Annotated in this window: 21 protein-coding genes and 1 pseudogene; 16 read left to right on the top strand and 6 right to left on the bottom strand. The window is 67.7% G+C overall.

Annotation, left to right across the window (positions count from 1 at the left end):
- Nucleotides 1-165: 165 nt before the first annotated feature.
- The 9 genes from EV376_RS24960 (at nt 166) to EV376_RS24920 (ending at nt 10,226) form a co-directional block, all read left to right on the top strand.
- On the top strand, nt 166-957 hold the full coding sequence (locus tag EV376_RS24960) for an SDR family oxidoreductase (protein WP_165438112.1): 792 nt from the start codon (nt 166-168) through the stop codon (nt 955-957).
- Between the two features lie 44 nt (nt 958-1,001).
- Nucleotides 1,002-2,060, top strand: coding sequence for an LLM class flavin-dependent oxidoreductase (locus EV376_RS24955; protein ID WP_130327105.1), 1,059 nt, complete (start codon nt 1,002-1,004; stop codon nt 2,058-2,060).
- Complete coding sequence (locus tag EV376_RS24950; protein ID WP_130327103.1) at nt 2,057-3,715, top strand: AMP-binding protein; 1,659 nt, start codon at nt 2,057-2,059, stop codon at nt 3,713-3,715. Before EV376_RS24955 ends, EV376_RS24950 begins: the two co-directional genes overlap by 4 nt.
- Nucleotides 3,716-3,737: 22 nt before the next feature.
- On the top strand, nt 3,738-4,904 hold the full coding sequence (locus EV376_RS24945) for an acyl-CoA dehydrogenase family protein (RefSeq protein WP_130327101.1): 1,167 nt from the start codon (nt 3,738-3,740) through the stop codon (nt 4,902-4,904).
- Nucleotides 4,904-5,806: an HpcH/HpaI aldolase/citrate lyase family protein gene (locus EV376_RS24940; RefSeq protein WP_130327099.1), complete on the top strand. Its 903-nt coding sequence runs from the start codon at nt 4,904-4,906 to the stop codon at nt 5,804-5,806. Before EV376_RS24945 ends, EV376_RS24940 begins: the two co-directional genes overlap by 1 nt.
- Nucleotides 5,803-6,276 carry a MaoC family dehydratase gene (locus EV376_RS24935; protein ID WP_207228407.1) on the top strand — a complete coding sequence of 158 codons (474 nt, stop codon included), beginning with the start codon at nt 5,803-5,805 and terminating at the stop codon, nt 6,274-6,276. Before EV376_RS24940 ends, EV376_RS24935 begins: the two co-directional genes overlap by 4 nt.
- On the top strand, nt 6,273-7,757 hold the full coding sequence (locus tag EV376_RS24930; RefSeq protein WP_130327097.1) for an aldehyde dehydrogenase family protein: 1,485 nt from the start codon (nt 6,273-6,275) through the stop codon (nt 7,755-7,757). The genes EV376_RS24935 and EV376_RS24930 overlap by 4 nt, the downstream gene beginning before the upstream one ends.
- On the top strand, nt 7,757-8,956 hold the full coding sequence (locus EV376_RS24925) for a CoA transferase (protein ID WP_130327095.1): 1,200 nt from the start codon (nt 7,757-7,759) through the stop codon (nt 8,954-8,956). The genes EV376_RS24930 and EV376_RS24925 overlap by 1 nt, the downstream gene beginning before the upstream one ends.
- 361 nt (nt 8,957-9,317) lie before the next feature.
- Complete coding sequence (locus tag EV376_RS24920; protein ID WP_486482792.1) at nt 9,318-10,226, top strand: IS630 family transposase; 909 nt, start codon at nt 9,318-9,320, stop codon at nt 10,224-10,226.
- Between the two features lie 12 nt (nt 10,227-10,238).
- Here EV376_RS24920 and EV376_RS24915 read toward each other — a convergent pair whose 3' ends face one another.
- From EV376_RS24915 to EV376_RS24895, 6 genes and pseudogenes are all read right to left on the bottom strand, one after another.
- Nucleotides 10,239-11,327 carry an IS630 family transposase gene (locus EV376_RS24915; RefSeq protein ID WP_165438111.1) on the bottom strand — a complete coding sequence of 363 codons (1,089 nt, stop codon included), beginning with the start codon at nt 11,325-11,327 and terminating at the stop codon, nt 10,239-10,241.
- 145 nt (nt 11,328-11,472) lie between these two features.
- On the bottom strand, nt 11,473-12,735 hold the full coding sequence (locus EV376_RS24910) for an IS701 family transposase (RefSeq protein ID WP_130327091.1): 1,263 nt from the start codon (nt 12,733-12,735) through the stop codon (nt 11,473-11,475).
- 89 nt (nt 12,736-12,824) lie between these two features.
- Nucleotides 12,825-13,607: an RNA-guided endonuclease InsQ/TnpB family protein gene (locus EV376_RS24905; protein WP_130327089.1), complete on the bottom strand. Its 783-nt coding sequence runs from the start codon at nt 13,605-13,607 to the stop codon at nt 12,825-12,827.
- Nucleotides 13,608-13,612: 5 nt separating this feature from the next.
- Entirely contained in the window at nt 13,613-13,762 is a 150-nt protein-coding gene (locus EV376_RS30350) for a hypothetical protein (RefSeq protein WP_165438110.1), read from the bottom strand.
- Between the two features lie 158 nt (nt 13,763-13,920).
- Nucleotides 13,921-14,079: pseudogene (locus EV376_RS31075) on the bottom strand (transposase); the annotation flags it as partial.
- Nucleotides 14,080-14,301: 222 nt separating this feature from the next.
- Nucleotides 14,302-15,426, bottom strand: a complete 1,125-nt coding sequence (locus EV376_RS24895) for an ABC transporter substrate-binding protein (protein ID WP_165438109.1) — start codon at nt 15,424-15,426, stop codon at nt 14,302-14,304.
- 249 nt (nt 15,427-15,675) lie between these two features.
- Here EV376_RS24895 and EV376_RS24890 point away from each other — a divergent pair, with 249 nt between their 5' ends.
- The 7 genes from EV376_RS24890 (at nt 15,676) to EV376_RS24860 (ending at nt 22,068) form a co-directional block, all read left to right on the top strand.
- The gene (locus EV376_RS24890; RefSeq protein ID WP_165438108.1) at nt 15,676-16,800 is read left to right on the top strand and encodes a hypothetical protein; all 1,125 of its coding nucleotides are present in this window, start codon (nt 15,676-15,678) and stop codon (nt 16,798-16,800) included.
- Nucleotides 16,797-17,414: a UGSC family (seleno)protein gene (locus EV376_RS24885; protein ID WP_130327081.1), complete on the top strand. Its 618-nt coding sequence runs from the start codon at nt 16,797-16,799 to the stop codon at nt 17,412-17,414. The genes EV376_RS24890 and EV376_RS24885 overlap by 4 nt, the downstream gene beginning before the upstream one ends.
- A 48-nt stretch (nt 17,415-17,462) precedes the next feature.
- Nucleotides 17,463-18,014, top strand: a complete 552-nt coding sequence (locus EV376_RS24880) for a TetR/AcrR family transcriptional regulator (protein WP_165438107.1) — start codon at nt 17,463-17,465, stop codon at nt 18,012-18,014.
- A 132-nt stretch (nt 18,015-18,146) separates the two neighbouring features.
- A complete protein-coding gene (locus EV376_RS24875; RefSeq protein WP_130327078.1) occupies nt 18,147-18,599 on the top strand; it encodes a PaaI family thioesterase in 453 nt (150 codons plus the stop codon).
- Nucleotides 18,600-19,135: 536 nt separating this feature from the next.
- Complete coding sequence (locus EV376_RS24870) at nt 19,136-19,801, top strand: TetR-type transcription factor C-terminal domain-containing protein (protein ID WP_165438106.1); 666 nt, start codon at nt 19,136-19,138, stop codon at nt 19,799-19,801.
- 180 nt (nt 19,802-19,981) lie between these two features.
- On the top strand, nt 19,982-20,809 hold the full coding sequence (locus EV376_RS24865) for an enoyl-CoA hydratase-related protein (protein ID WP_130327076.1): 828 nt from the start codon (nt 19,982-19,984) through the stop codon (nt 20,807-20,809).
- A 53-nt stretch (nt 20,810-20,862) separates the two neighbouring features.
- Nucleotides 20,863-22,068, top strand: coding sequence for a thiolase family protein (locus EV376_RS24860; RefSeq protein WP_130327075.1), 1,206 nt, complete (start codon nt 20,863-20,865; stop codon nt 22,066-22,068).
- The last annotated feature ends 61 nt before the right edge of the window (nt 22,069-22,129 follow it).

The raw sequence follows: 22,129 nt of genomic DNA, 5'->3' as shown, positions 1-22,129 counted from the left end.
AAGCCGTAGGTCTCCATCTGCTCGGACGTCAAGGGGCCGGCTGAGCCCCGAGGCGGCCATTTCAGGCGCATGATTGTCAGAGACTTTCGATTAGTGTTACCGTCCCCAGATCATCTGGCAGCGGCCTTAGCCGCTACGGTCTTCGGACCTCATGAGGAGCAGGTCGTGAGCGTTCTCTCCGCAGCCGAAAGCGCTGCACCAGCTGCCGCGGAACGTCCTCATGGTGTCGTCGTCACCGGCGCTGCCCGCGGGCTCGGCAAGGCCATCGCCGAGCGGTTCGCCGCTGCCGGCCACGCGGTAGTCGCGCTCGACGTCTCCGACGACGCGGCCTCGTTTGCCAGCAATGCCGGTGCCGGACACGACGCGATCATGGGGGATGCCGGAGACCCCGAGGCGGTCGCCCGCGCGTGCGAACGAGCGGCCGAACTCGGTGGCGGGCTCGCGACATTCGTCGTGAACGCCGGCGTGCACTCGACCGGCGCTACCACTGACTACCCGCTCGAGGAGTGGGACCGGTTGCTCGAGGTGAATCTGCGGGCGGCGTTCGTCGGAGCCAGGGTGGCGCGCGGCTACCTCGCCGACGGCTCCAGCGTCGTGATGCTCTCGTCGATCTGCGCCTCGCAGGGCTTCGCCGGTCGCGCCGCGTACGGCGCCTCGAAGGCGGGGATCAACGGGCTGGTGCGCTCGCTGGCCATGGAGTGGGGGCCGGACGGGATCCGGGTCAACGCGGTAGCCCCCGGCACCGTCCGGACCGACATGCAGCGGGCCGCCGTGGCCAGCGGTGCGGCGTCGAACGAGCAGTACCTCGGCCGTATCCCCCTCAAGCGCGTGGGGGAGCCTCACGAGATCGCGGACGCCGTCTTTTACCTCGCATCACCCCAGGCCAGCTACGTCAGCGGAGTGGTCCTCCCTGTCGACGGCGGCTGGGCAGGCGGCGGTCTGCCGGCCTCCGGCTGACTCCGCTCCGTCACTGGTTTCCCCGGCCAAGAGAAGAGGCAACAATGGTCCAGGTCGGTCTGCTCCTGAGCGACGTGCCGAAGTCGGTCAGCCCGGCGCAGCAGTTCAACGACGTTCGGCGCATCGTGGCGGCCGCTCAGGAGAACGGCTTCAAGTACATCGCGATCGGGCAGCACTTCCTGTACGGCGAGCTGCGCTGGTTGCAGCCCGTGCCGCTCCTGGCCCGGCTGGCCGCCGAGGTCGATCCCGACGTCCGGCTGGTTACGCAGATCATGATCGCGCCGCTCTACCACCCGGTGATGCTGGCCGAGGAGATCGCGACCCTGGACGTGGTCACCGAGGGTCGGCTGATCTTCGGCGCCGGCCTCGGCTACCGGCCCGAGGAGTTCGACTACCTCGATGTGCCGTACAAGCAGCGGGCCGGCCGGTTCGACGAGTCGCTGGAGCTGATGAAGAAGCTCTGGACCGAGGAGACCGTCAACCATCAGGGCAAGTACTGGACTCTGGAGGACGTGCACCCGCACCTGTTCCCGGTCCAGCAGCCGCATCCACCGATCTGGATCGGTGCGCACGCCATTCCCGGCGTGCGGCGAGCGGCGAAGTACGGCGATGCCTACGCCTGTCCGCCAGAGACCCCGAAGCACGAGGTTGCGCAGCGGTACGCCATCGTCCGGGAGGGGTTCGCAAAGCGGGGCAAGGTGTTCACCCCGCAGCCGCTGCGCCGCAACTGCCTCATCGCGGACAGCCAAGAGCAGGCCGTGGTGGAGTACGCCCGGGTCGCCCAGGGGCGCTACCTCACCTACGCGAAGAAGGGCCTGGACGTGATGGCGGGCACCGACCTGGAGAACGAGTTCGCCAAGGCCGTGTCTGGGCACGCGGTGATCGGCACCCCCGAGGACGTGGTCAACCAGTTGGTCGACCTGGTCACCACGTTGCCGGTTGACCCGCTGCTGATCCGCCCGCAGTGGCCGTCGATGGACTGCGACGAGACCATCGCCGCGATCCGCCGCTTCGGCAGAGAGGTTGTGCCGGCGATGAATGCGATCAGCCCGCGCACAGACATCTCGGAGGAGTCGTTCCGCACGCCGGAGGGTGCCGAATGAGCCAGTCGAAGCCGATGGTCTACCGGGACCTGGTGCCGACCTTTCCGGACCCGGAGACGTGGACCTTCGACCACGTGATCCGACATCACGCCGCCGAACGTCCGGACGCCGTGTGCCTCGACGTGCCGGAGGAGGACGCGACCTGGACGTACGCGCAGGCCCTGGACAGCGCCGAGCACATCGCCAGCACGCTCTACCGCAGCGGAGCGGTCCAGGGCGACCGTGTCGTCATCATGACGATGAACTCCTCGCAGATGGTTCGCACCTGGTGGGGTACGGCGGTCGGGGGGCTCGTCGAGGTGCCGATCAACACCAACTACGAGGGTGAGTTTCTCCGCCACCAACTCGACATCGCGCAGGCCCGGTATGCCGTCATCGACGATGCCTTCGCCGAGCGGTGGGTGGCGATCGCCGAGCACGTCCGGGGGATCGAGAAGTTCTGGGTCCGGGACAGCGGTGTTGGTATCCGAGACAAGGCGATCGCTCTCCTCATCGAGACCGGCTTCCGGGCGTCGGCGTGGGAGGAGCTCGAGAGCGGCGGGAAGGTCGAGTTGCCCACCCCGAAGCCGCAGGACCTTGGTGCGATCTTCTATACCTCCGGCACGACCGGTCCCTCCAAGGGGGTCGCGATGCCGTACTCCCAGCTCTACTTTTTCGCCCAGGAGGTGGTCTGCCTGACCCGGCTCACGCCGGAGGACACCTACCTGACCACCACGCCGTTGTTCCACGGCAACGCACAATTTATGGCCGTCTATCCGATGATTGTGGCCGGGGGTCGTGCCGTCGTCCGCTCAAAGTTCAGCGCCAGCCGGTGGATCGACCACGTCCGCGACTCCGGCGTCACGGTGACCAACTTTGTCGGCGTGATGATGGACTTCGCCTGGAAACAGGCGCCGCGGGAGAACGACCGTGACAACAAGCTCCGCTGCGTCTATGCCGCACCGACGGCGAGCACGATCGTGGAGCAGTTCAAGGAGCGCTACGGCATCGAGGCATTCGTGGACGCCTTCGGCCTGACCGAGACGTGCGCGCCGATCCTCGCGCCGTACGGGGTGCAGCGGCCCCCCGGCGCTGCGGGGCTGCAGGCTGCGGACTGGTTCGACATCCGGCTGGTGGATCCGGACACCGACCGCGAGGTCCCGGTTGGGGAGATCGGCGAGCTCGTGGTACGCCCGGTGCATCCGTGGACATGCAGCAACGGCTACTACAACATGCCGGAGAAGACGCTCGAGGCCTGGCGCAACCTGTGGTTCCACACCGGTGACGCGCTGCGCAAGGATGAGGACGGCTGGTACTACTTCGTCGACCGATACAAGGACGCGCTGCGCCGCCGCGGGGAGAACATCAGCTCCTACGAGGTCGAGCAGGCGCTTCTGCAGCACCCGTCGGTGACCGAGTGCGCCGTCGTCGGCGTACCGGCGGACGTGGAGGCAGGTGAGGACGAGGTGCTCGCCGTCGTGGTCGTCTCCGAGCCGGTGGACCCCCAGGAGTTGCTGTCCTGGTGCGAGGGAAAGATCCCAGCGTTTGCCATCCCGCGATTCCTGCGGATGGTGGACGCTCTGCCGAAGACGCCGTCGGAGAAAGTGCGCAAGGCCGCGCTCCGCGAGGAAGGCATCACCGTCGACACCTTCGACCGCATGACGGTTGCGAACTGAGACTCACGCAGGAGACAAGGCAGTGGACTACACCACCGACCCGGTGCACGATGATATTCGTCAGGCGGTCCGGACGTTGTGCAGGAAGTTCCCGGACGAATATTGGGCAGAAAGGGACGAGAAGCACGAGTTTCCCTGGGACTTTTACAAGGCCGTCGTCGAGGGTGGCTGGCTCGGCCTCACGATTCCCGAGGAGTACGGCGGTGGCGGGCTCGGTGTAACCGAAGCGGCCATCGTCGAGCGGGAGATCTCCGCATCGGGTGCGGGCATGGGGGGCTGCTCGGCCGTTCACATCGGCATCTTCGGTTTCGAGCCGATCCTCCATCATGGCAGCGAGGACCTAAAGGAGCGCTTCCTCCCGCTCGTGCCCACCGGTGAGCTCCAGATCTCGTTCGCGGTCACAGAACCCGACGCGGGCACCGACACCACCAACCTCTCGACCTTCGCGAAGAAGGTCGACGGTGGCTGGTCAATCTCCGGCAAGAAGGTCTGGATCTCCAACGCTCACCAGGCTGACCGGATGCTGCTCCTGGCGCGCACGACCCCGAAGGAGGAGTGTGCGAAGAAGACGGACGGCCTGACCGTCTTCTTCGCCCCCATGGACCGGGAGAAGGTCACCATTCGCCGGATCCCCAAGATGGGCCGCAACTCCGTCGACAGCAACGAACTGTTTATCGATGACCTCTTCGTCGCCGACGAGGACGTCGTCGGCGAGGTCGGTGACGGCTTCAAGGTCATCCTGACCGGTCTCAACGCCGAGCGGGTGGTCGCGGCCAACGCGATGTTGGGCCTCGGCGAGGCTGCCCTGCGCCGCGGCACGCGCTACGCCAAGGATCGGGTGGTCTTCGGTCGCCCGATTGGTCAGAACCAGGGCCTCGCGTTTCAGTTGGCTGAGGCGAAGATCCGCATCGAGGCGGCCGACGCCGTGCTGCAGAGAGCGACCTGGATGGTCGACAAGAAGGTGCCCTGCGGCGCTGAGGCCAATTACGCCAAGTGGTTGTGCGCGGAGGCGGGATTCTTCTCCGCCGACGTCGCCCTTCAAGTGCACGGCGGGTTCGGGTACAGCAAGGAGTACCACGTGGAGCGCTACTTCCGCGAGGCCCGGCTGATGCGGATCGCTCCGATAAGCCAGGAGATGGTCCTCAACTACGTCGCCGAGCATGTGCTCGGGCTGCCACGGAGCTACTGATGAAACCGTACCGCTCGATCCTCTTCGTTCCCGGCCACCGCTCAACCTGGGTCGAGAAGGCGATCGCCGCCGGCGCCGACTGCATCGTCCTCGACCTTGAGGACTCGGTGCCCGGCGGCGAGAAGGAGGCTGCTCGCGCCGTGGTTGCCGAGTCGATCTCCCGGGTCCGCAAGACCAACGATCAGGTGGGCCTGCTGGTTCGGGTCAACGCGCTCGCCACCAGGATGACCGGCGCCGACCTCGAGGCGGCCGTCGTGCCCGGCCTGGACGGGGTCTTCACGCCGAAGATCGAAGAGGCTACCGACGTGCTCCAGTACGACGCACTGCTCGACCACTTCGAGGCACGTAACGGCGTCGGTGGCCTGGAGTACATCGTGCCGATCGAGACCGTGCAGGCGATCCAGAACTGCCGTGAGGTCGCGCTCGCCTCTCCGCGGGTCGGCGCGATGATCGGCCCGAGCGCCGTGCACGCCGACGTCGCCCGGGCGGTCGGCTACGAGTGGACCCCGGAAGGGCTGGAGACGCTCTACCTGCGTAGCCGGGTGCTGCTCGCGTGCCGCGAGGCTGGCATCCACGCGCTGACCGGCCTCTGGGAGGACCTGGAAGACCTCGACGGGCTCCGCGAGTTCGCGCTGCGCGGCCGGCAACTCGGCTTCCGCGGGATGATCGCCATCCATCCCTCGCACGTGGCGACGATCAACAAGGTGTTCACACCGTCGTCGGACGACATCACGTTCTACCAGGGCATGGTCAAGGCATACGAGGCCGCCGCCGCGGAGGGCACGGGCGCCCTGCGCTACCACGGCCTGCACATCGACAGGGCGCACTACGACAAGGCGGTCGAGTGGCTCGACCAGGCGGCGCGGGTCACCGGAAACAAGTGGACAGGAGAAGGCCGATGAGGATGCGAGGCCTCTACTTCGAGGAGTTCGAGATCGGTGCGCACTACAAGCACGGCCTCACTCGGACTATCACCGAGATGGACAACGTGTTGTTCACCTCGTTGACGATGAACGTGCAGCCGCTGCACCTCGACGAGGAGTTCAGCAAGAACACGGTGCACGGCCAGCGGGTCCTCAACAGCCTCTTCACTGTGGCGCTGATCGGCGCCTTCCACGTGCCGGAGCTGACCATGGGCACCACCTTGGGCAACCTTGGCTACGACAAGATCAAGTTTCCCAACCCCGTGTTCCACGGCGACACCTTGCGCGGCGAGACCACCATCCTCGACAAGCGCGAGTCCACCAGCCGCACCGACTCGGGGATCGTCTGGTTCGAACACATCGGGTTGAACCAGCGTGACCAGGTGGTCGTCGAGATGATCCGCGTCGGCCTGATGGCGAAGCGACCCACGAACGGAGATGCATCATGACCGCCATCACCGAGACCGCACGGCACCCCATGCAGGACTGGGTCCCTTCGACCCGAACGCTGCTCGTCGGTGGCGAGATGCAGGACCCGCAGGGCGAGACCTGGGATGTGGTGAACCCGGCCACCGAGGAGGTCATCGCGACCGTTGGCGGCGCCTCCTCCGCACAGGTCGATGCCGCCGTCGCTGCGGCTCGCAAGGCTTTCCCGGCCTGGGCCGCGCTGTCTGGCGACGAGCGTTCCGCGCATATCCACCGCCTTGCGGACGTGCTCGAGAAGGCCGCCGACAAGCTGCTGCCCTCGATTGTGAACGAGGTCGGCACTCCGGTCTCCCTCGCGGCGTACCTTCAGGTCAAGATGGCCGTGGACGAACATCTGCGGTGGGCCGCGGAGGCCGCGAAGGTGGACCGGACCATCCACCTGGGTGGCTACGACAAGCCGCACCCGACGGAGAGCGACGTGGTGTACCAGCCCGTCGGCGTGGTGGCCGCGATCACCGGGTACAACTACCCCCTGAACCTGGCGATCTTCAAGTTCGGTGCCGCGCTCGCAGCCGGCTGCACCGTCGTCTTGCTCCCGTCGCCACGGACCCCGTTGACCACTTTGCTGCTCGGCGAGCTGATCCAGGAGGCCGGGCTGCCGGCCGGCGTGATGAACGTGGTGATCGGCGGTGCCGACGTTGGGCAGCAGTTGTCCTCCCACCGTGGCGTCGACCGGGTCTCCTTCACCGGCTCGGACGCCGTCGGAGCGAAGATCATGGAGCAGGCTGCGCAGAACCTCACCGGCGTCACCCTCGAACTCGGCGGCAAGTCGCCCAGCATTGTGATGCCGGATGCCGACGTCACCAAGATCGCTGTCGAGATGCACCTGCGCTGGTCCCGCAACGGAGGGCAGGGCTGCGCCGCACTGGCCCGGCTGCTCGTGCACGAGAGCAAGTACGACCAGTTCCTCGAGGCAGGTGCGGCAGCGTTTGACCAGATGGTCGTCGGCGATCCTTGGGACCCTGCCACGAATATCGGCCCGATGATCCGGCCCGATCACAAAGCTCGGGTGCTCGGCTTCATCGACGAGGCGGTGCAGGCCGGCGGTACCAAGCTGCTCGAGGTCACCAAGCCGCTCCCAAAGAAGGGGTACTTCGTCAACCCGGTGCTGCTCGGTGACCTCCCGCACGATGCCCGAGCTGTCCAGGAAGAGATCTTCGGCCCAGTCGCCGTCGTGCTGCCGTTCAAGGACACCGAGGAGGCGATCCGGCTCGCGAATGACACGGCGTACGGGCTCGCAGCCAACATCTGGTGTGATGACCCGGTGGAGGCGCGGCGCGTGGCCGAGCAGGTTCGTGCCGGCACGGTCTGGATCAACGGCGGCGGCGCGATGCGTCCGGATGCGCCGTTCGGCGGCTACGGGCGCTCTGGCCTCGGGCGGGAGCTCGGCGAGTGGGGCGTGAAGGAGTACCTCGAGGTCAAGCACATCCAGTGGAGGGTTTGATGTCCGGGCCGCTTGCGGGCGTGCAGGTGCTTGAGCTTGGCTCGATGTACGCCGCGCCGACGTGTGGGCGCATGCTCCGCGACTTCGGCGCGCAGGTAATCAAGGTCGAGGACCCGGTGTCGGGCGACTACGCCCGGCAGTGGACGCCGATGAAGAACGGTCAGTCCATGGGTTTTGCCCGGATCAACTCCGGCAAGCGCTCGGTGGCGATAGACCTGCGCACCACACAGGGCCGCGACCTGGTCCGTCGGCTGGCGGCGCAGGTCGACGTCGTCATCGAGTCGTTCCGGCCGGGCCGGATGGCGGAGTGGGGGATTGGCTACGACGTACTCTCCGCTGACAACCCCGGCCTTGTGCTCACCAGCGTCAGCGGGTTCGGGCAGACCGGCCCGTACCGTGAGCGTCCGGGCTTCGGCACAGTCGCCGAGACCGGCAGTGGTTTCGCGTACATCAATGGATGGCCTGAGACGCCCCCCACCTCTCCGCCGTTCGGCTTTGCCGACTCCATCGCCGGTATCTCTGCCGCCATGGGGACCGCGATGGCGCTGTACCGGCGCGAGCGCACGGGCCAGGGGGACCACGTGGACATCGCGCTCTACGAGCCGTTGATGTTCATCGTCGGTGACATGATCCTCAACTACACCGGCACCGGCTTCATCCAGGGGCGGGTCGGCAACGGCACCGGCTCCGCGTCGCCGCGCGGGGTGTACGAGGCCGCCGACGGCAAGTGGCTGTCGATTGCCGCGTCGAACCAGGGGATTGCCAAGCGGCTCTTCGCCGCGATGGGCCGGCCGGAGATGATCGAAGACCCGCGCTACGCGACCAACGAGGTCCGGATGCAGCACAACGACGAACTCCAGGAGATCGTCAAGAAATGGGTTGCCGGGCGGAGCCGCTCGGAGGTCCTCGAGATCCTGGAAAAGTTCGAGGTGGTGTGCTCACAGGTGAACGACGCCAGCGATATCGTGGCGGACCCGCACTACCTGGACCGGACGCTGGTGGAGCTCACCGGTTGTGAGGCGCTCGGGAAGGTGCTCATGCCGGGGCCGGTGCTGCACGTGAAGAGCTACGACGGGCCTGTGTACGACGGGGTGCCGTCGGTCGGCGAGCACACCGGTGAGGTGCTCGGTGAGCTGCTGAAGTTCGACGGTGATGCGGTGAAGGCCCTCGTCAGCGCGGGGATCATCAAGCTTGCCTGACTGTGCCGGGTGACGATTTTTCCGTGTCCGCGCCCGCTGGTCGTGCGGGTGCTCTATCGGTCCAGCCGTCATCAACTAGTGCCGCGTCTTTGAACGTTGATCGTGTAATCCATCGGTTCTGAGGAGCCGTCAGGCAGGCTGTCTCCCAGTGCATAAGGCTGCGGGAGGTGGTGCCGGGTGGGTAGACGCCCGGAGGTGTTCGTCCGGCAGGTGTCGATGGCCGAGGGGCAGCGGTTGCAGCGGATCACCCGGACCGCGAAGGATCCGGTGAAGCTGCGGCGGGCGATCGTGGTGCTGATGTCCGCCCAGGGACAGCCTTGCTCCGGACATCGCTCACCTGCTCAAGGCCAGCGAGGATTACGTGCGGGACGTGATCCAGGCGTTCAACGAGCGGGGGTTCGACGCGCTGGACCCAAAATGGAGCGGGGGCGCACCGAGACGGATCGATGAGCAGACCCGCGACTGGATCTGCGTCATCGCCCGGTGCGACCCCCGTTTCCTCGGTAAACCGTTCTCCTGCTGGTCGCTTGCCAAGCTGCGCGACTACCTGATTGAGGCCGGCTACGTGAGCACCACCAGCGTGGAGACGATCCGGCGGATCCTGCGCGAGCGTGGGGTCTCCTGGCAGGCCACCAAGACGTGGAAGGCCAGCACCGACCCCGACTTCACGACCAAGATGCGCCGGATCCTCGACCTCTACGACGACCCTCCAGCCGACGGGCGGGTGATCTGCGTCGACGAGTTCGGGCCGCTGAACCTGCAACCCCGCCCCGGCCGGGCCTGGCGCCCGCAGGGCCAGCCGGTGCGGCTGCGGGCCACCTACACCCGCGACCAGGGAGTACGGCACATGATCGCCGCCCTCGACCTGGCCACCGGAAAGCTGCACTACCGCATCCGCGACCGCAAACGCTGGCGCGAGTTCCTGTCCTTCCTCAAGACCCTGCGCCGCCGCTGGCCCGACCAGCGCCTCTACCTGATCGTGGACAACTTCTCCCCACACAAGCACCCCGAGGTCCGCGCCTGGTGCGCCGCCAACCAGGTGGAACTGGTGTTCCTACCGACCTACGCGTCCTGGCTGAACTGGATCGAGGCCGAGTTCGCCGCGGTCCGCTACTTCGCCCTCAACGGCACCGACCACCGCAGCCACGCCGAACAGGACGCCGCCATCGGCGACTACATCCGCTGGCGCAACCAACGCGCCCGACCGAAATCCGGATTCGCCACCGGATCCAAGATCCGCCACCCGGATTACCCGTTCAAGGCTGCATGACGGGCACTAGTGTCATGAGTCATTAATTCGGCCACAGTAGGTGGCGACGCTGTTGAGAATGTCGTCGGCGGTCCTGGTCCAGACAAAGGGCTTCGGGTCGGCGTTCCATGCGTCGATCCAGGCGCGGACGTCGGCTTCGAGCTCGGCGAGGCTCCGGTGGCTGGATCGGCGCAGTTTCCGGTTGGTCAGTTCGGCGAACCACCGCTCGACGAGGTTCAGCCAGGACGCCGAGGTCGGGGTGAAATGCAGGTGGAAGCGGGGATGCGCGGCCAGCCATCGCTGCACGGCCGGGGTCTTGTGGGTGGCGTAGTTGTCCAGGACCAGGTGTAGGTCCAACTCGGCGGGGGTGTTCGCGTCGATGGCCTTGAGGAAGCGCAGGAACTCCTGGTGACGGTGCTTGCGGTGGACCTGCCCGATGACCGTGCCAGTGGCGACGTCGAACGCGGCGAACAGACTCGCCACACCATGACGAACGTAGTCGTGGGTCTGTCGGGCCGGGACCGTGGGCATCATCGGCAGCATCGGCCGGGTCCGCTCCAGGGCCTGCATCTGCGACTTCTCGTCCACGCACAGCACCATCGCCTTGACCGGCGGATCCAGGTATAGGCCGACCACGTCACGGACCTTCTCCACGAACAGCGGATCCGCCGACAGCTTCCAGGTGTCCACCAGGTGCGGCTTGAGGCCGAACGCCCGCCAGATCCGCGACACCGCGGTCTGCGACAGCCCGGTGGCCTTGGCCATCGACCGTGTCGACCAGTGACTGTCCTGATTGGCCGGCTGCTGCTCCAGCGTACGAACAATGACCTCCTCGACCTGGTCGTCGCTGATCCGGCGAGGCGCCCCAGGCCGCGGCTCGTCGACCAGGCCCTCCAACCGGCGCGCCAGGAACCGGCTACGCCACTTGCCCACCATGTCCCGCGACACACCAAGCCGCTGCGCGACATGGGTATTGACCAGCCCATCGGCGGACAACAGGACGATCTTCGACCGCAACGCCAACGCCTGTGACGACTTACCCCGCCGCGCCCACCGGGTCAGACACGCACGCTCATCATCAGTCAGCTCGACAAGACCACGAGGACGACCAGCCACCCCCACAGCCTACTATCTGCAGCCGAATTAACGACTCACGATACTAGTAGTGCTTTGTTATGTCGTGTCGTCGTATGGGCGGTTGCAGGTGGGCATGCGCCGGCCATGACGGTGAGCAGTTGTTGCAGCTCACGGAGCACGGCGTAGAGGGTCAGGCCGGCGCATCCGCTTTTGGGTCGAGGCGTAGCAGGGTGCAGAAGGCTTGGGCGAGCACGGCGAGGGTGACGTGGCGGTGCCAGCCGGTGAAGCTGCGGCCTTCGAAGTGGTCGATGCCGAGACCGGTTTTGAGTTCGCGGTAGTCGTGTTCGACCCGCCAGCGTAGCTTCGCCAGCCGGACCAGGGCTTTCAGTGAGGTGCGGGTGCCTAGGTTGGACAGCCAGTACTTGACGGGCTCGGCGGCGTTGGGTGGCCATTCGGCGATCAGCCACACGTCGGGTAGGGTGCCGTCGCTGTTGCGGGGGATGTCGCGGTTGGCCGGGCGGATGCGTAGGCGTAGGAAGTGTGAGCGCATCACCGCGGTCGGGTTGGTCTTGGTGCGGCGGCTGCCCTGTCGCCAGGTCACCTGCCGTGCGGTGGCTCGGCCGGCGGCGAGGACGACGTCTTTGAAGGTGGCCGGCGGGTCGGGGTAGGCGGGCTTGGGTGGGCGTCCCCGGCCGGTGTAGGGCGGGGTGACCGGAACGGCGTCGCCGTGGTGGGCGGTGGCGGTCGGGTCGACCTGCACCGCGTAGCGCAGGCCACGTTCGGCGAGTCCGAGCCGGAACAGGGTGCAGTCCCCGTAGCCGGAGTCGGCGGCCACCGGCAGCCTCGGCAGCCCCCACTGGTCGATCATCTCGTCGAGCATGTCCAGTGCGAGGCGCCATTTCTCCCGGTGTCGCACATCGTCGCCGATACCGGCCCGGTCCCGTTTCTCGCGGACCGTCGCCGCCTTGTCCGGGTCGCTGATCGTGGTGTCGTCCCAGGATGCCGGGCAGAACAGGCGCCAGTCCGCGGCCACCGACGCAGTGTCCGTGGCCAACTGCACGCTGACCCCGATCTGGCAGTTCCCGGTCTTACCCAACGTGCCCGAGTACTGCCGGGCCACGCACGCCGAAGCAGTGCCGTCCTTCGGGAACCCCGAATCGTCGATCACATACGCAACCGGGTCGATCGCCTCGGCGGCCCACCGGGCCACGTTCCCCCGCACCGTCGCGTAGTCCCAGGTCGAGGACGTCACGAACTGCTGCAACTGCTGATGATCGACCCCGAGACGTTCCGCCATCGGCTGCATCGACTTACGCGCCCCGTCAGTGAGCAGGCCCCGCACATACAACTCGCCCTTGACCCGCTGATCCGACCGCCGAACCGCACCGTCCAACATCTGCGCGGCGAACTCGACCAGCCGCGGGCGTACCTGCTCGATCTGCTCCGGAGTCACGCCACCAGCCAACCACCATCCATAGTGGAAATCACCAACGACACGCCCGACACCTAACAAAGTACTACTAGTGCGGTGTCCACTTACGTTCACCGGGTTGCCGATGGGTGTGGTGGGTCCTCACCGTTGGGGTGAGCGACTCCCCGCCGGGTGGTGGGGGCGGGCCTCCGCGGGCCAACTGATCCTCGCGCCGTCCGGGGCGGGCGGCGGGGGCCACGTCGGGACCGGCCGGCACCGAGCAGGTGCCGGCCGGCTCGACGGTGCGTGACCACCTCAGGCAGCACAACTGCTGTGCGGGTGGCGATGGTGGCCGCCGCGACGAGGTCGCGGTGCCCGGAAATTGCGCAGTGTGGGCAGGACAGGGCCCGCCCACGCGGCTTCGGCACCCGCCGGTGACAGGTGGGGCAGGTGGAAGAGGTGCCGCGCTCGTCGACCAGCCGGACCGTGATCCCGGCCAGGGCGGCCTTGTCGGTCAGCACCTGCAAAAGCCGGCCGATCTGCCACTGCCGTAGCCGCAGGTTGTGCCGCCGCCCCGCCGGCAGGTCCAGCACGCCGCGAGGGTCGCCGACGTGCAGCACCCCGACCTGCCGCTGCTGCGCCCAGGAAACCAATGCGGTGGCGGCCTCGTGCCGGGCTTGGCGGGTCCGCCGCCGATGCCGGCGCTCGACCAGCCGGGCCCGGCGCCGGAACGTGCGCCACCGCCGCGACCCCTTCACGCCCGGCCGGGGTGCCCGGCGGGCGACGGCGCGGCGGCGGGCCTTGGTGTCGGCAAGATGCGTGCGATGCTCGGCGCGGATCGCCCGCCCGGACACCAGCAGCCCCTCACCGTCCAGGCCGGGCACCGCGAACGGGTGGATGATCCCCAGGTCCATGCTGGCTACCCGGCCGGATCCGGCTCCTCGCCCGGCGGGTAGGTGGCGATCGGGACTTCGGCGGTCACGTCGAGGAACAGACGGCCGTCCTCGCACAGCAGAGTGATCGAGCGGACCTGCTTCACCGGATACGGCAACTCCCGCGCCAACCGCACCCAACAACGACGGGCGGCCTTTGCCGGCGGGGATACGCACCCGCCACCCCGTCGATCCTGAAGGTGCCGTGATACCAGTGCACCGGCACCAACCGGCGCCGCCGACGCGGAAACCGCGCCGCCCCGTCACCGGCGTTGCGGCGTTTCGCCGCCGCGAACCACGGCGTCCCGGTCCGGACCCGCCACCGGATCCCGCCGATGATCTGCCGTTCGTCCACCGCGGCGGCCGACCCCGACCCGACTCCGCAGGCAGAACGGGCTCCTGCCCACTGAACGTCGGTGAGATCATGCCGCCTGGCTGCCGCCACCCTGGGCACGAGGTCTCCGGTCGGTCTTCGGTTTGCTTGGTCGCTAACCGATCCACCGGAGACCTCAACTTTTGTCGATCACCGCCACGCCGGGCTCACCTCACCGCCCGCAAGGCCTTACGAAACACGGACTAGACGGATGGTCTCGGACCGACAGGGGTCGGTGGCCGGCCTGCCGGCCACCGACCCCTGTCGCACGGGACCTGGCTGAATCTCGCCGTTGAGTCGGCGTCAGCCGGAGACCGGTTCTCCCTCGTAGAGGAGCTTCTCGCCGTCGGCGGTCAGCTCCACTGCCGCACCCGGAACCTGCAGGTTGCGATCCACCCACCGGAGCCCGGTGCCCAGTGCCCCGTCGAACGGTTCGCCGGCGATGGCGGCCATCGCACTCTGGATCTTGGCGGGCTCGGTCGATCCCGCTGTCTTGATGGCCTTGGCCACGAACCAGGCCGCGTCGTACGCCTCGGCCGCGAAGTTCAGCGGTGTCTCGCCATACTCGGCCTTGTACGCCTCCACGAACTTCCGGGTGGACGCGGCCTTCATGTCCGGATGGAAGTTTGTCGCCCACACGATCCCGTAACCGGCGTCACCAGCGGGATCGAGGTTGCCGGAGCCGGCACCGAGGTTGCCGACGACCGGCCCGGCGTAGCCGGCTTGACGCAGCTGCGTCATCGCCGTTGCGTTCTGCGCGCCAGCCAGCAGGACCGACACGATGTCCGGCTTGGACTTGAGTATCTGGGAGATGGGTGCCGTGAAGTCCTGCGTCGTGGCGGGTGTCTCCACCGAGGCGGTGACCTCTATGCCGAGGTCCTTGGCCATCTGCGGCAACGTCTTCTTGCCGATCTCGGCCAACGTCGGGGTCGCGCCGGTGTAGACGATCCCAATGCTCTTCGCGCCGGTGTTCTTCAGCCACTCGGTCAGCAGCGGGTAGTACTCGCTCATCAGGGGCGTCGCGCGGTACGTGTAGTCGCCGATCACCACCCCCTCGCTGCCCGCCTGGGTGAAGATGGTGGGCAGCTTCGCCTTCTCGGCCAGCGGAGCCATGACGACGGCCTCAGGGCTCGAGACGGACCCGAAGACGGTAGCGTAATTGCCTCCGGCGATCGCCTGCGACATGTGTTGGGCCGCCGTCTGCGGCTGGCTCTTGGTGTCCTTGAAGTCGATCTCCACGGTGGCTCCATCGAGGAAGCCCTGCTGGTTGATCTCCTTGATTGCCAGCTCGTAGCCCTTGTTGGCGGAGCTCCCGGCGAAGGCGATGAGCCCGGTGGTGGGGTTGATCGAGATTAGCTTGACCCGCTCGGTGAGCTTGCCGGCCTCCGCGTCTACGTCGCCTCCGCAGGCGGCGAGGGCCAGCAACATCGTGGCTGCGACTGCTGCCTGTGCTCTGAGGCGACGCGTACGTCGGGTGAACCGTGCCATACCTGGCTCCTCATCATGTTGATTATAATGATCATGAATCTTGCTCTGTGACGGACAACATAGAGAAGCCGGGGCGTGGTGTAAAGCCACTGCACGAGGCTGCGGAAAACGGATTGACCGATTCCGTTTCATCGCTACGATGTGATGAAGCGCGCGGGATGCATCCGCAGTCCAGCGAGAGGAGCAGCGATGTCTCACCTGATCGATCTGGACCCCGAGCGCGCCATGGAGGAGTTCTTCGAGCGCGGATGGACCGACGGCCTGCCCGTGGTGCCGCCCACCCCGGCGCTGGTGAGCGCGATGGTCGCCGCCGTCGACCTCGCTCCTGAGGACGTGATCGGCTCGATCCCGCGCCGCCGCCGTACGGTCACCGTCGAGCAGGCTGCGGTCAACGCGGTGATGGCTGGCTGCCATCCGTCGTACTTCCCGGTGGTCGTCGCGGCGCTCGGGGCGGCGCTCGATCCGGCCTTCAACGCGCACGCCGCGTTCACCAGCACCGGTGGCGCCGCCACCGGCGTCGTGGTTAGCGGGCCGTTCGCCGCGCAGATCGGCATGAACGCCGGCCACAACGCGCTCGGCGCCGGCAACCGGGCCAACGCGACGATCGGCCGGGCGATTCGGCTGGTGGCCCGCAACGTCTTCGGCGCCGTGACCGGGGGCTATGACGCGACGTCGATGGGCAATCCCGGCAGATTCACGCTTTGTTTCGCCGAAGAGGAGCCTGCTGCACCGTGGGTGCCGCTGCGGGTCCAGCTCGGCTACGCGCAGGTCGACACGACGGTGACGGTGATGGCGACTGAGGCTCCGCGACAGGTGGCGAACCACCTCAGCGAGGTTCCCGAGGACCTGCTGCGGACCTTCCTCGGCGCGATAACCGCGCCCTCCAACTACATCGTCGGCAAGGGTGGGCAGGGCATCGTCGTGCTGTGCCCGGAGCACGCCCAGGCGCTGCGCCAGGCCGGCTGGACTCAGTCCAGGGTCAAGCAGTTCCTGAGTGCCGAGAGCAGGGTGCGTCCGGAGCACCTCACCGGCTCAGGGGTGCCGCTCGAGCTCGGCAACCAGCATGACATGGTGCCCGGGCCCGACGGGAAGCTTCCGACGCTCATCACCGAGGCTGACGTGTTCCTGGTGACCGCGGGGGGAGCGGGTCCTGGTTGGTCGGCGTACATCCCCGCGTTCGCGCCGTCCCAGCACATCAAGGCGGTTACCCGCCGAGTCCGCCTGCCGGGCGAGGCAATGCCGGATTGCGGTCCGGACGCCTGCGAGGTCGATCTCTCTGCGTTGACCCGCCGCTCCACCGCGGGGGCCTCGTGACCGCCGCCGACACTGTGACCGACAGAACCATCGACACCCACAGCGGAGCAGTCATGGCCAGAATCTCAACCATCCGAGTGCACGTTCCCGTCGTCGAGGAGACGCCGAGCGACCCGGTGGCGCTGGCCCCGCGTGCGGACGTCGGTCCGGGCGCGCGGCTGCTGCTGGTCGACAACGGCAAGCCGAAGGCCAAGGACCTGCTGCTGCATCTGGCCGAGCAGCTGCGCGACCGGCTGCCGATCGGCAGCGTAGACGTCGAGAGCAAGCCATCGGCTGCTGCGCCCCTCGAGGAGGAGCAGGTGGCTGTCCTCGCCGGCCGGGCGGATTTCGTGGTGACCGGCCTGGGGGACTGTGGGGCCTGCAGCGCGTGCTCACTTCAGGACGCCTTGCTCTTCGAGCGGGCCGGTGTGCCGGCCACCGTGTTGATCACCGAAGTCTTCACCTCCCACGTTGCGCGGTTCGCCGCGAACCTGGGCGCGCCCGGCTATCACAGCCTGGTGGTGCCGCACCCCGTCGCCACAAAGTCCGACGAGCAGCTCCGCCAGTTCGCGTCCGCGATCGCGGACGCAGCCCGGGAGCAGGTCGCGGCGACCGCTCTGGTCAAGACCGGCTGAGCTAGCCTCCTGCCTATGGCTCACACGACGGGCGTCCGGGCCGCCTCGATGCGCAAGGATGCGGTCCGGAACAGGCTTCGGGTCTCCGAGGCGGCGCTCGAGGTGTTCGCCGAGCAGGGCGTGAACGCGAAGATCACCACGATCGCCGAACGCGCCGGGGTGGGCAGCGCGACGATCTACCGCAGTTACCCCTCGAAGTTCGACCTGCTGGCCGAGGTCGCACTCCGGTGGCTGACCGACTGGACCGGGGTGCTCGAGGATCGGGTCGGCTCGGATCAACCCGCCGAGGCCTTCAGTGAGCTGATGTTCGAGGTCTTCGAACGGCTTCGCACCGACCGCCTGGCCGCCGACCTGCTGCGGGCGGGAGCGATCAACGATGAGGTCACTACGGCTCGCATGCGCGTGGAGGCCTTGTTCACGCAGGCCCTCCATCGCGCGATCGAGGTAGGTGCGGTGAAGGAGGACGTCACCTACGCCGAGCTGTCTGTCCTGGTGCTCGGCACGGCCAGCCGGCTCAGCGAGATCGGAGTGGTTGACCCCTCGGCATGGCGACGGATCGCCGAACTGGTCCTCGCGGCAGTCAGCGTTCCCACGACCTGACGTGGATGCTCCGGCTGGCATTGGTCTGGGTTGTTCCCGTCTGATCATGCCGAACCACCCTGATCAGTACGGCCCCGCCTCCGAGCGCCGACCGACTTCGCTGCCGACCAAACGCTTGGTAGAGTCTTGCACATGGCAACCCAGCGTGTTTCCGGTGACCACGGGACGTCGGTCGAGGGGTCCCTCGGCCGAGAGGAGTTCCTGGCCTGGTTCAACGAGCTCGGCGTGATGCGTGCGCTCGGTGTCCGGTGCATCGAGCTCGGAGACGGTAGGGCGGTCAGTGTTCTCGACCCCCAGCCGCACCACCGCAACCCGAACGGCTCGATAAACGGCGGGTTCCTGCTCGCGGCTGCGGACGTGACCGCCGGTGCGGCTGTCAGCTCCACCGGACCACTGTCGCAGTCTTCGGCGACGACCGATCTCAGCATGCACTTCCTGGCCGTGGCCGTGGATGGGCCGCTCACCATCGAGGCGGTGGTGCTGCGCCGTGGGCGGCGGAACTGTGTGCCGAGCATCCGGATCAAGGACGCTGCGGGGGTCCTCTGCGCGGTGGCGACGGGTACCTGGATACTTCGAAGGCCCTGACCTCGATAGGTGTCCACCCGGCCGGGCCGGAAGGATTGCCAGCCCGTGAAACGGTCCGGTTGCCACCGCGTCGCTCAAGATCGGTCCGACCCGCGGTCGGTCGTACCGTGGCGCTCGATTCGGTGCCGGAGGGCCTACCGGTACGGCGTTGCTGGCCGAAGCTCTCGAGGTGGCCAAGCTTCCCGCGGGGTGATCAGCCTGATCCCAGCCCGCCGTGAGGGGCCGAGTGCCTCGTCTCCCAGCGAGGCCGCATTGGTGCCGATGTGAACGCTGCGTAACAATACAGATACAACGGCACGAGCCGCGCGGGCCCCCATCTTGACGTCATGATCCTGATCGCCCAGGCGCGGCTGTTTCCATGATCGAAGCGGGCTGGGTAGCCATCGCGCATCACGTCGCAAGCCACCGCCCGCCATCCGATCTGACACGCACGCGATCCACATTTGACGATAGATAGTGATCGGCAAGACGCTAGCTGCGAATTCGGGTCTGACAGACTCAGATGTCGCGGAACACGAGCAAGAGGGGTAACGCCGGTGAGGGACCAGGGGACGCACGCCCGGAAGAGCGGTGCCGGTAGCCACGCGGTGACGCCGCGCAGGTTCGACCGCTACGAACTGGTGGTCGACACCGCTGCGGCGATCTTCCAGCGCAAGGGGTACGACGCCACCAGCCTGCAGGAGATTGCCGACGAGGTCGGCATCCTCAAGGGGAGCCTCTACCACTACATCGACACCAAGGAAGACTTGCTCTACGCGATCATCCAGCGCAACCACGAGCGGATCACCATGGGGAACAGCGCCTGGCGTGAGATCAAGGGCGACCCGGTGGCGGCGATTCGATCGTTCGTCGAGGGGCACATCCGCCAGTCCCTGCAGCACCCGGTGGACAGCGAGGTCTACATCCGGGACTTCCGCGCCCTGTCCGCAGAGCGGGCCGCGCAGATCGTGAAGACCCAGGAGGCCTACGACAAGGAGTTCCGTGGGCTCGTCAGGGAGGCTATCGACGAAGGCCTTCTGCGGCCCGGCGTGCGCCCGGATTTCGCTGCCCGCGCTGTCTTCGGGATGATCAACTGGGTCGTGAACTGGTACCGGCCCGGCAGGTCGCTGACGCTGGAACGGACCGTCTCGGAGTTGGCCGACTACGCCATGGCGAGCCTCCTGGGTCCGCGGGGGTGGGCCCAGCAGGAGCCGGCGAGCTGAGCCCTCACCCGCCTGTGAAGCGACCCCTCCTACTCCTCACTATCAAACGGTTGGTTGACAAGGTGCCGTGGGGCGCTTTACGTTGGCGGGGCAGGGCCGGGGCGATCGTGCCCGGTCCCGCCGCACAGCCCGTTACGGAGGAGAGGGGTCGGGGCGCCGCGTGCGCACTCCCACACCATCATGGGAACTGAAGTCATCGATGCGCCGGATGAAGCCATCTCCGGCAAGCGGACCGAGTCCTTCGGACCGGTGCACCTCGAGCTCTCCGACGGCGTGGCCACTGTGCTTGTCGACAGTCCGCCGGTCAACGCCATGGGGCGCGCCGTGCTGGCGGGGCTGGAGGCCGCGGCTCAGCTGATTGCCGGTACCGAAGACGTCCGAGCCGTGGTCCTCACCGGTGGCGGTACGAAGGCCTTCATGGCCGGTGCCGACATCTCCGAGTTCGAGGAGCTCCGCGCAAAGCCCGACGGCATGGACCGGCATAGCGTCTGGGCCGGTGGAGTGCTCCGGGCCTGGGCCGACCTGCCACAACCGCTGATCGCGGCAGTCCAAGCCAGCGCCGTCGGCGGTGGTCTCGAGATCGCGCTGACCGCCGACCTGATCGTCTCCGAGCCGCGCGCGAAGTTCGGGCTTCCGGAGGTCCGGCTGGGGCTTCTCCCCGGCGGTGGCGGCACCCAGCGGCTGCCGCTCCGCGTCGGGACCGCCGCGGCCCGTAGGCTGATGTACCTCGCCGAGGTCGTCGACGCCGCCCGTGCTGCCGAGATGGGGCTGGTCGACTACGTGTCCGAGCCCGGATCGGTGCTCGCCGAGGCACAGCAGGTGGCGTCCCGCATCGCCGCGATGCCCCGGGTGGCCGTCCAGGCCATCAAGGCCGCGACGAAACCAGACCTCACCGCGGCTCTCGCTAACGAGCGGCAGCTGTTTCTGAAGGCTGTGGCGTCGCAGGACTTCGTCGAGGGGTTCACCGCGTTCACCGAGAAGCGCGCGCCACGATTCACCCACCGTTGAGCCCTGCCTTCACCGGCCCGCCGTCGCCGCCGTATCCACGACAAGGAGTTCCGATGCCTGGTTCTGCAGACGACGTGATGCTGGTGGGTGGCGCCCGGACGCCGTTCAGCCGTTTCGGCGGCGCACTCCGCGAGGTCCCCAGCGTCGACCTGGCGGCGTTCGCTATGCGTGCCGCCTTGGACAAGACCGGTGTCCGGCCCGAGGATGTCGACGAGGTCTACAGTGGCGTGACCATCCCGGCGGAGGAGGCTCTCGACGGGTCGATCCCCGCCCGGGTCGCGATGCTCCGGGCCGGCATCCCCGAGAACCGGCTCTCCCTGACCATCGACCGGGCTTGCTGTTCCTCGATGACCGCCACCCACCTGGGCACGCGGGCGATCCGTGGCGGCGACGCGGACGTTGTCCTCGTCGGCGGCGCGGACAACATGGGGCGGGCGGCCTTCCTGATGACCCCGAGTATCCGCTGGGGGATCCGCCGGGGCGGGCCGAGGCTGAAGGACCCGATGGCTGAGCCCGGTGCCGACATCGGTGGTAAACCGGTGGCGGTCGACGCCGGCGAGGTGGCGGCCGAGCACGGCATCACCCGTGCGGAGTCCGACATGTTCGCGCTGCGCAGCCACGAGCGGTACTTCGAGGCCAAGAAGCGCGGCTACTTCGACGACGAGGTCGTTGCCTTCTCCAGCGAGCTCGGCGAGCTCGGCGAGGACGAGGGGCCGCGGGCCGACAGCTCCCTGGAACGGCTCTCTCGGCTGCGGACGATCTTCGGCGGTCCCATCGTCACTGCGGGCAACGCTCCCGGCCAGGACGCGGGCGGCTGCTACGTGGTGCTCGCCCGCCGCCGCTGGGTGGAGGAGCGGGGCCTCGGGTCGTTGGCCGTCATCGAGGGGCTCGGCGCCGCTGCCCGGTCGCCCCGGGAGATCGCGCTGACGCCCGCCGACGCCATCGGCAAGGCGCTCGCCGCAGCGGCGTGGGCGCTCGACGACGTGGACCGGATCGAGATCAACGAGGCTTTCGCCTGTGTCCCGCTCACCTCCGCGCGCGTCCTCAGCGACGGCGACAAGGGGCGCGAGCAGGCCATCCTCGACCGGCTGAACGTCAACGGCGGTGCGGTAGCGATGGGCCACCCGCCGGGTGCGTCCGGTGCCCGCATTCTGCTGACCCTTGCCCGGGAGCTGCGCAGCTCGGGACTGGAGCGTGGGGTCGCGGCTATCTGCGGTGGGCTGGGGCAGGGCGACGCCGCAGCGCTACGCGCATGCTGACCTTGGACGCTCGTTCGCAGGCGGCTCACCTGGGAGAGCCGCTCGAGGATGACGAGCGCCA

The organism is Micromonospora sp. CNZ295 (assembly GCF_004217535.1).
Note: the sequence above shows the minus strand (reverse complement) of the source record. Positions and strands in the feature narration are given on the sequence as shown.

Coding starts and splice junctions, on each gene's coding strand:
- EV376_RS24955 (WP_130327105.1), top strand. CDS start 1,002: ATGGTCCAGGTCGGTCTGCTCCTGAGCGACGTGCCGAAGTCGGTCAGC.
- EV376_RS24950 (WP_130327103.1), top strand. CDS start 2,057: ATGAGCCAGTCGAAGCCGATGGTCTACCGGGACCTGGTGCCGACCTTT.
- EV376_RS24940 (WP_130327099.1), top strand. CDS start 4,904: ATGAAACCGTACCGCTCGATCCTCTTCGTTCCCGGCCACCGCTCAACC.
- EV376_RS24935 (WP_207228407.1), top strand. CDS start 5,803: ATGAGGATGCGAGGCCTCTACTTCGAGGAGTTCGAGATCGGTGCGCAC.
- EV376_RS24930 (WP_130327097.1), top strand. CDS start 6,273: ATGACCGCCATCACCGAGACCGCACGGCACCCCATGCAGGACTGGGTC.
- EV376_RS24925 (WP_130327095.1), top strand. CDS start 7,757: ATGTCCGGGCCGCTTGCGGGCGTGCAGGTGCTTGAGCTTGGCTCGATG.
- EV376_RS24905 (WP_130327089.1), bottom strand. CDS start 13,607: ATGGACCTGGGGATCATCCACCCGTTCGCGGTGCCCGGCCTGGACGGT.
- EV376_RS24895 (WP_165438109.1), bottom strand. CDS start 15,426: ATGTTGCTGGCCCTCGCCGCCTGCGGAGGCGACGTAGACGCGGAGGCC.
- EV376_RS24890 (WP_165438108.1), top strand. CDS start 15,676: ATGTCTCACCTGATCGATCTGGACCCCGAGCGCGCCATGGAGGAGTTC.
- EV376_RS24880 (WP_165438107.1), top strand. CDS start 17,463: ATGCGCAAGGATGCGGTCCGGAACAGGCTTCGGGTCTCCGAGGCGGCG.
- EV376_RS24875 (WP_130327078.1), top strand. CDS start 18,147: ATGGCAACCCAGCGTGTTTCCGGTGACCACGGGACGTCGGTCGAGGGG.
- EV376_RS24865 (WP_130327076.1), top strand. CDS start 19,982: ATGGGAACTGAAGTCATCGATGCGCCGGATGAAGCCATCTCCGGCAAG.
- EV376_RS24860 (WP_130327075.1), top strand. CDS start 20,863: ATGCCTGGTTCTGCAGACGACGTGATGCTGGTGGGTGGCGCCCGGACG.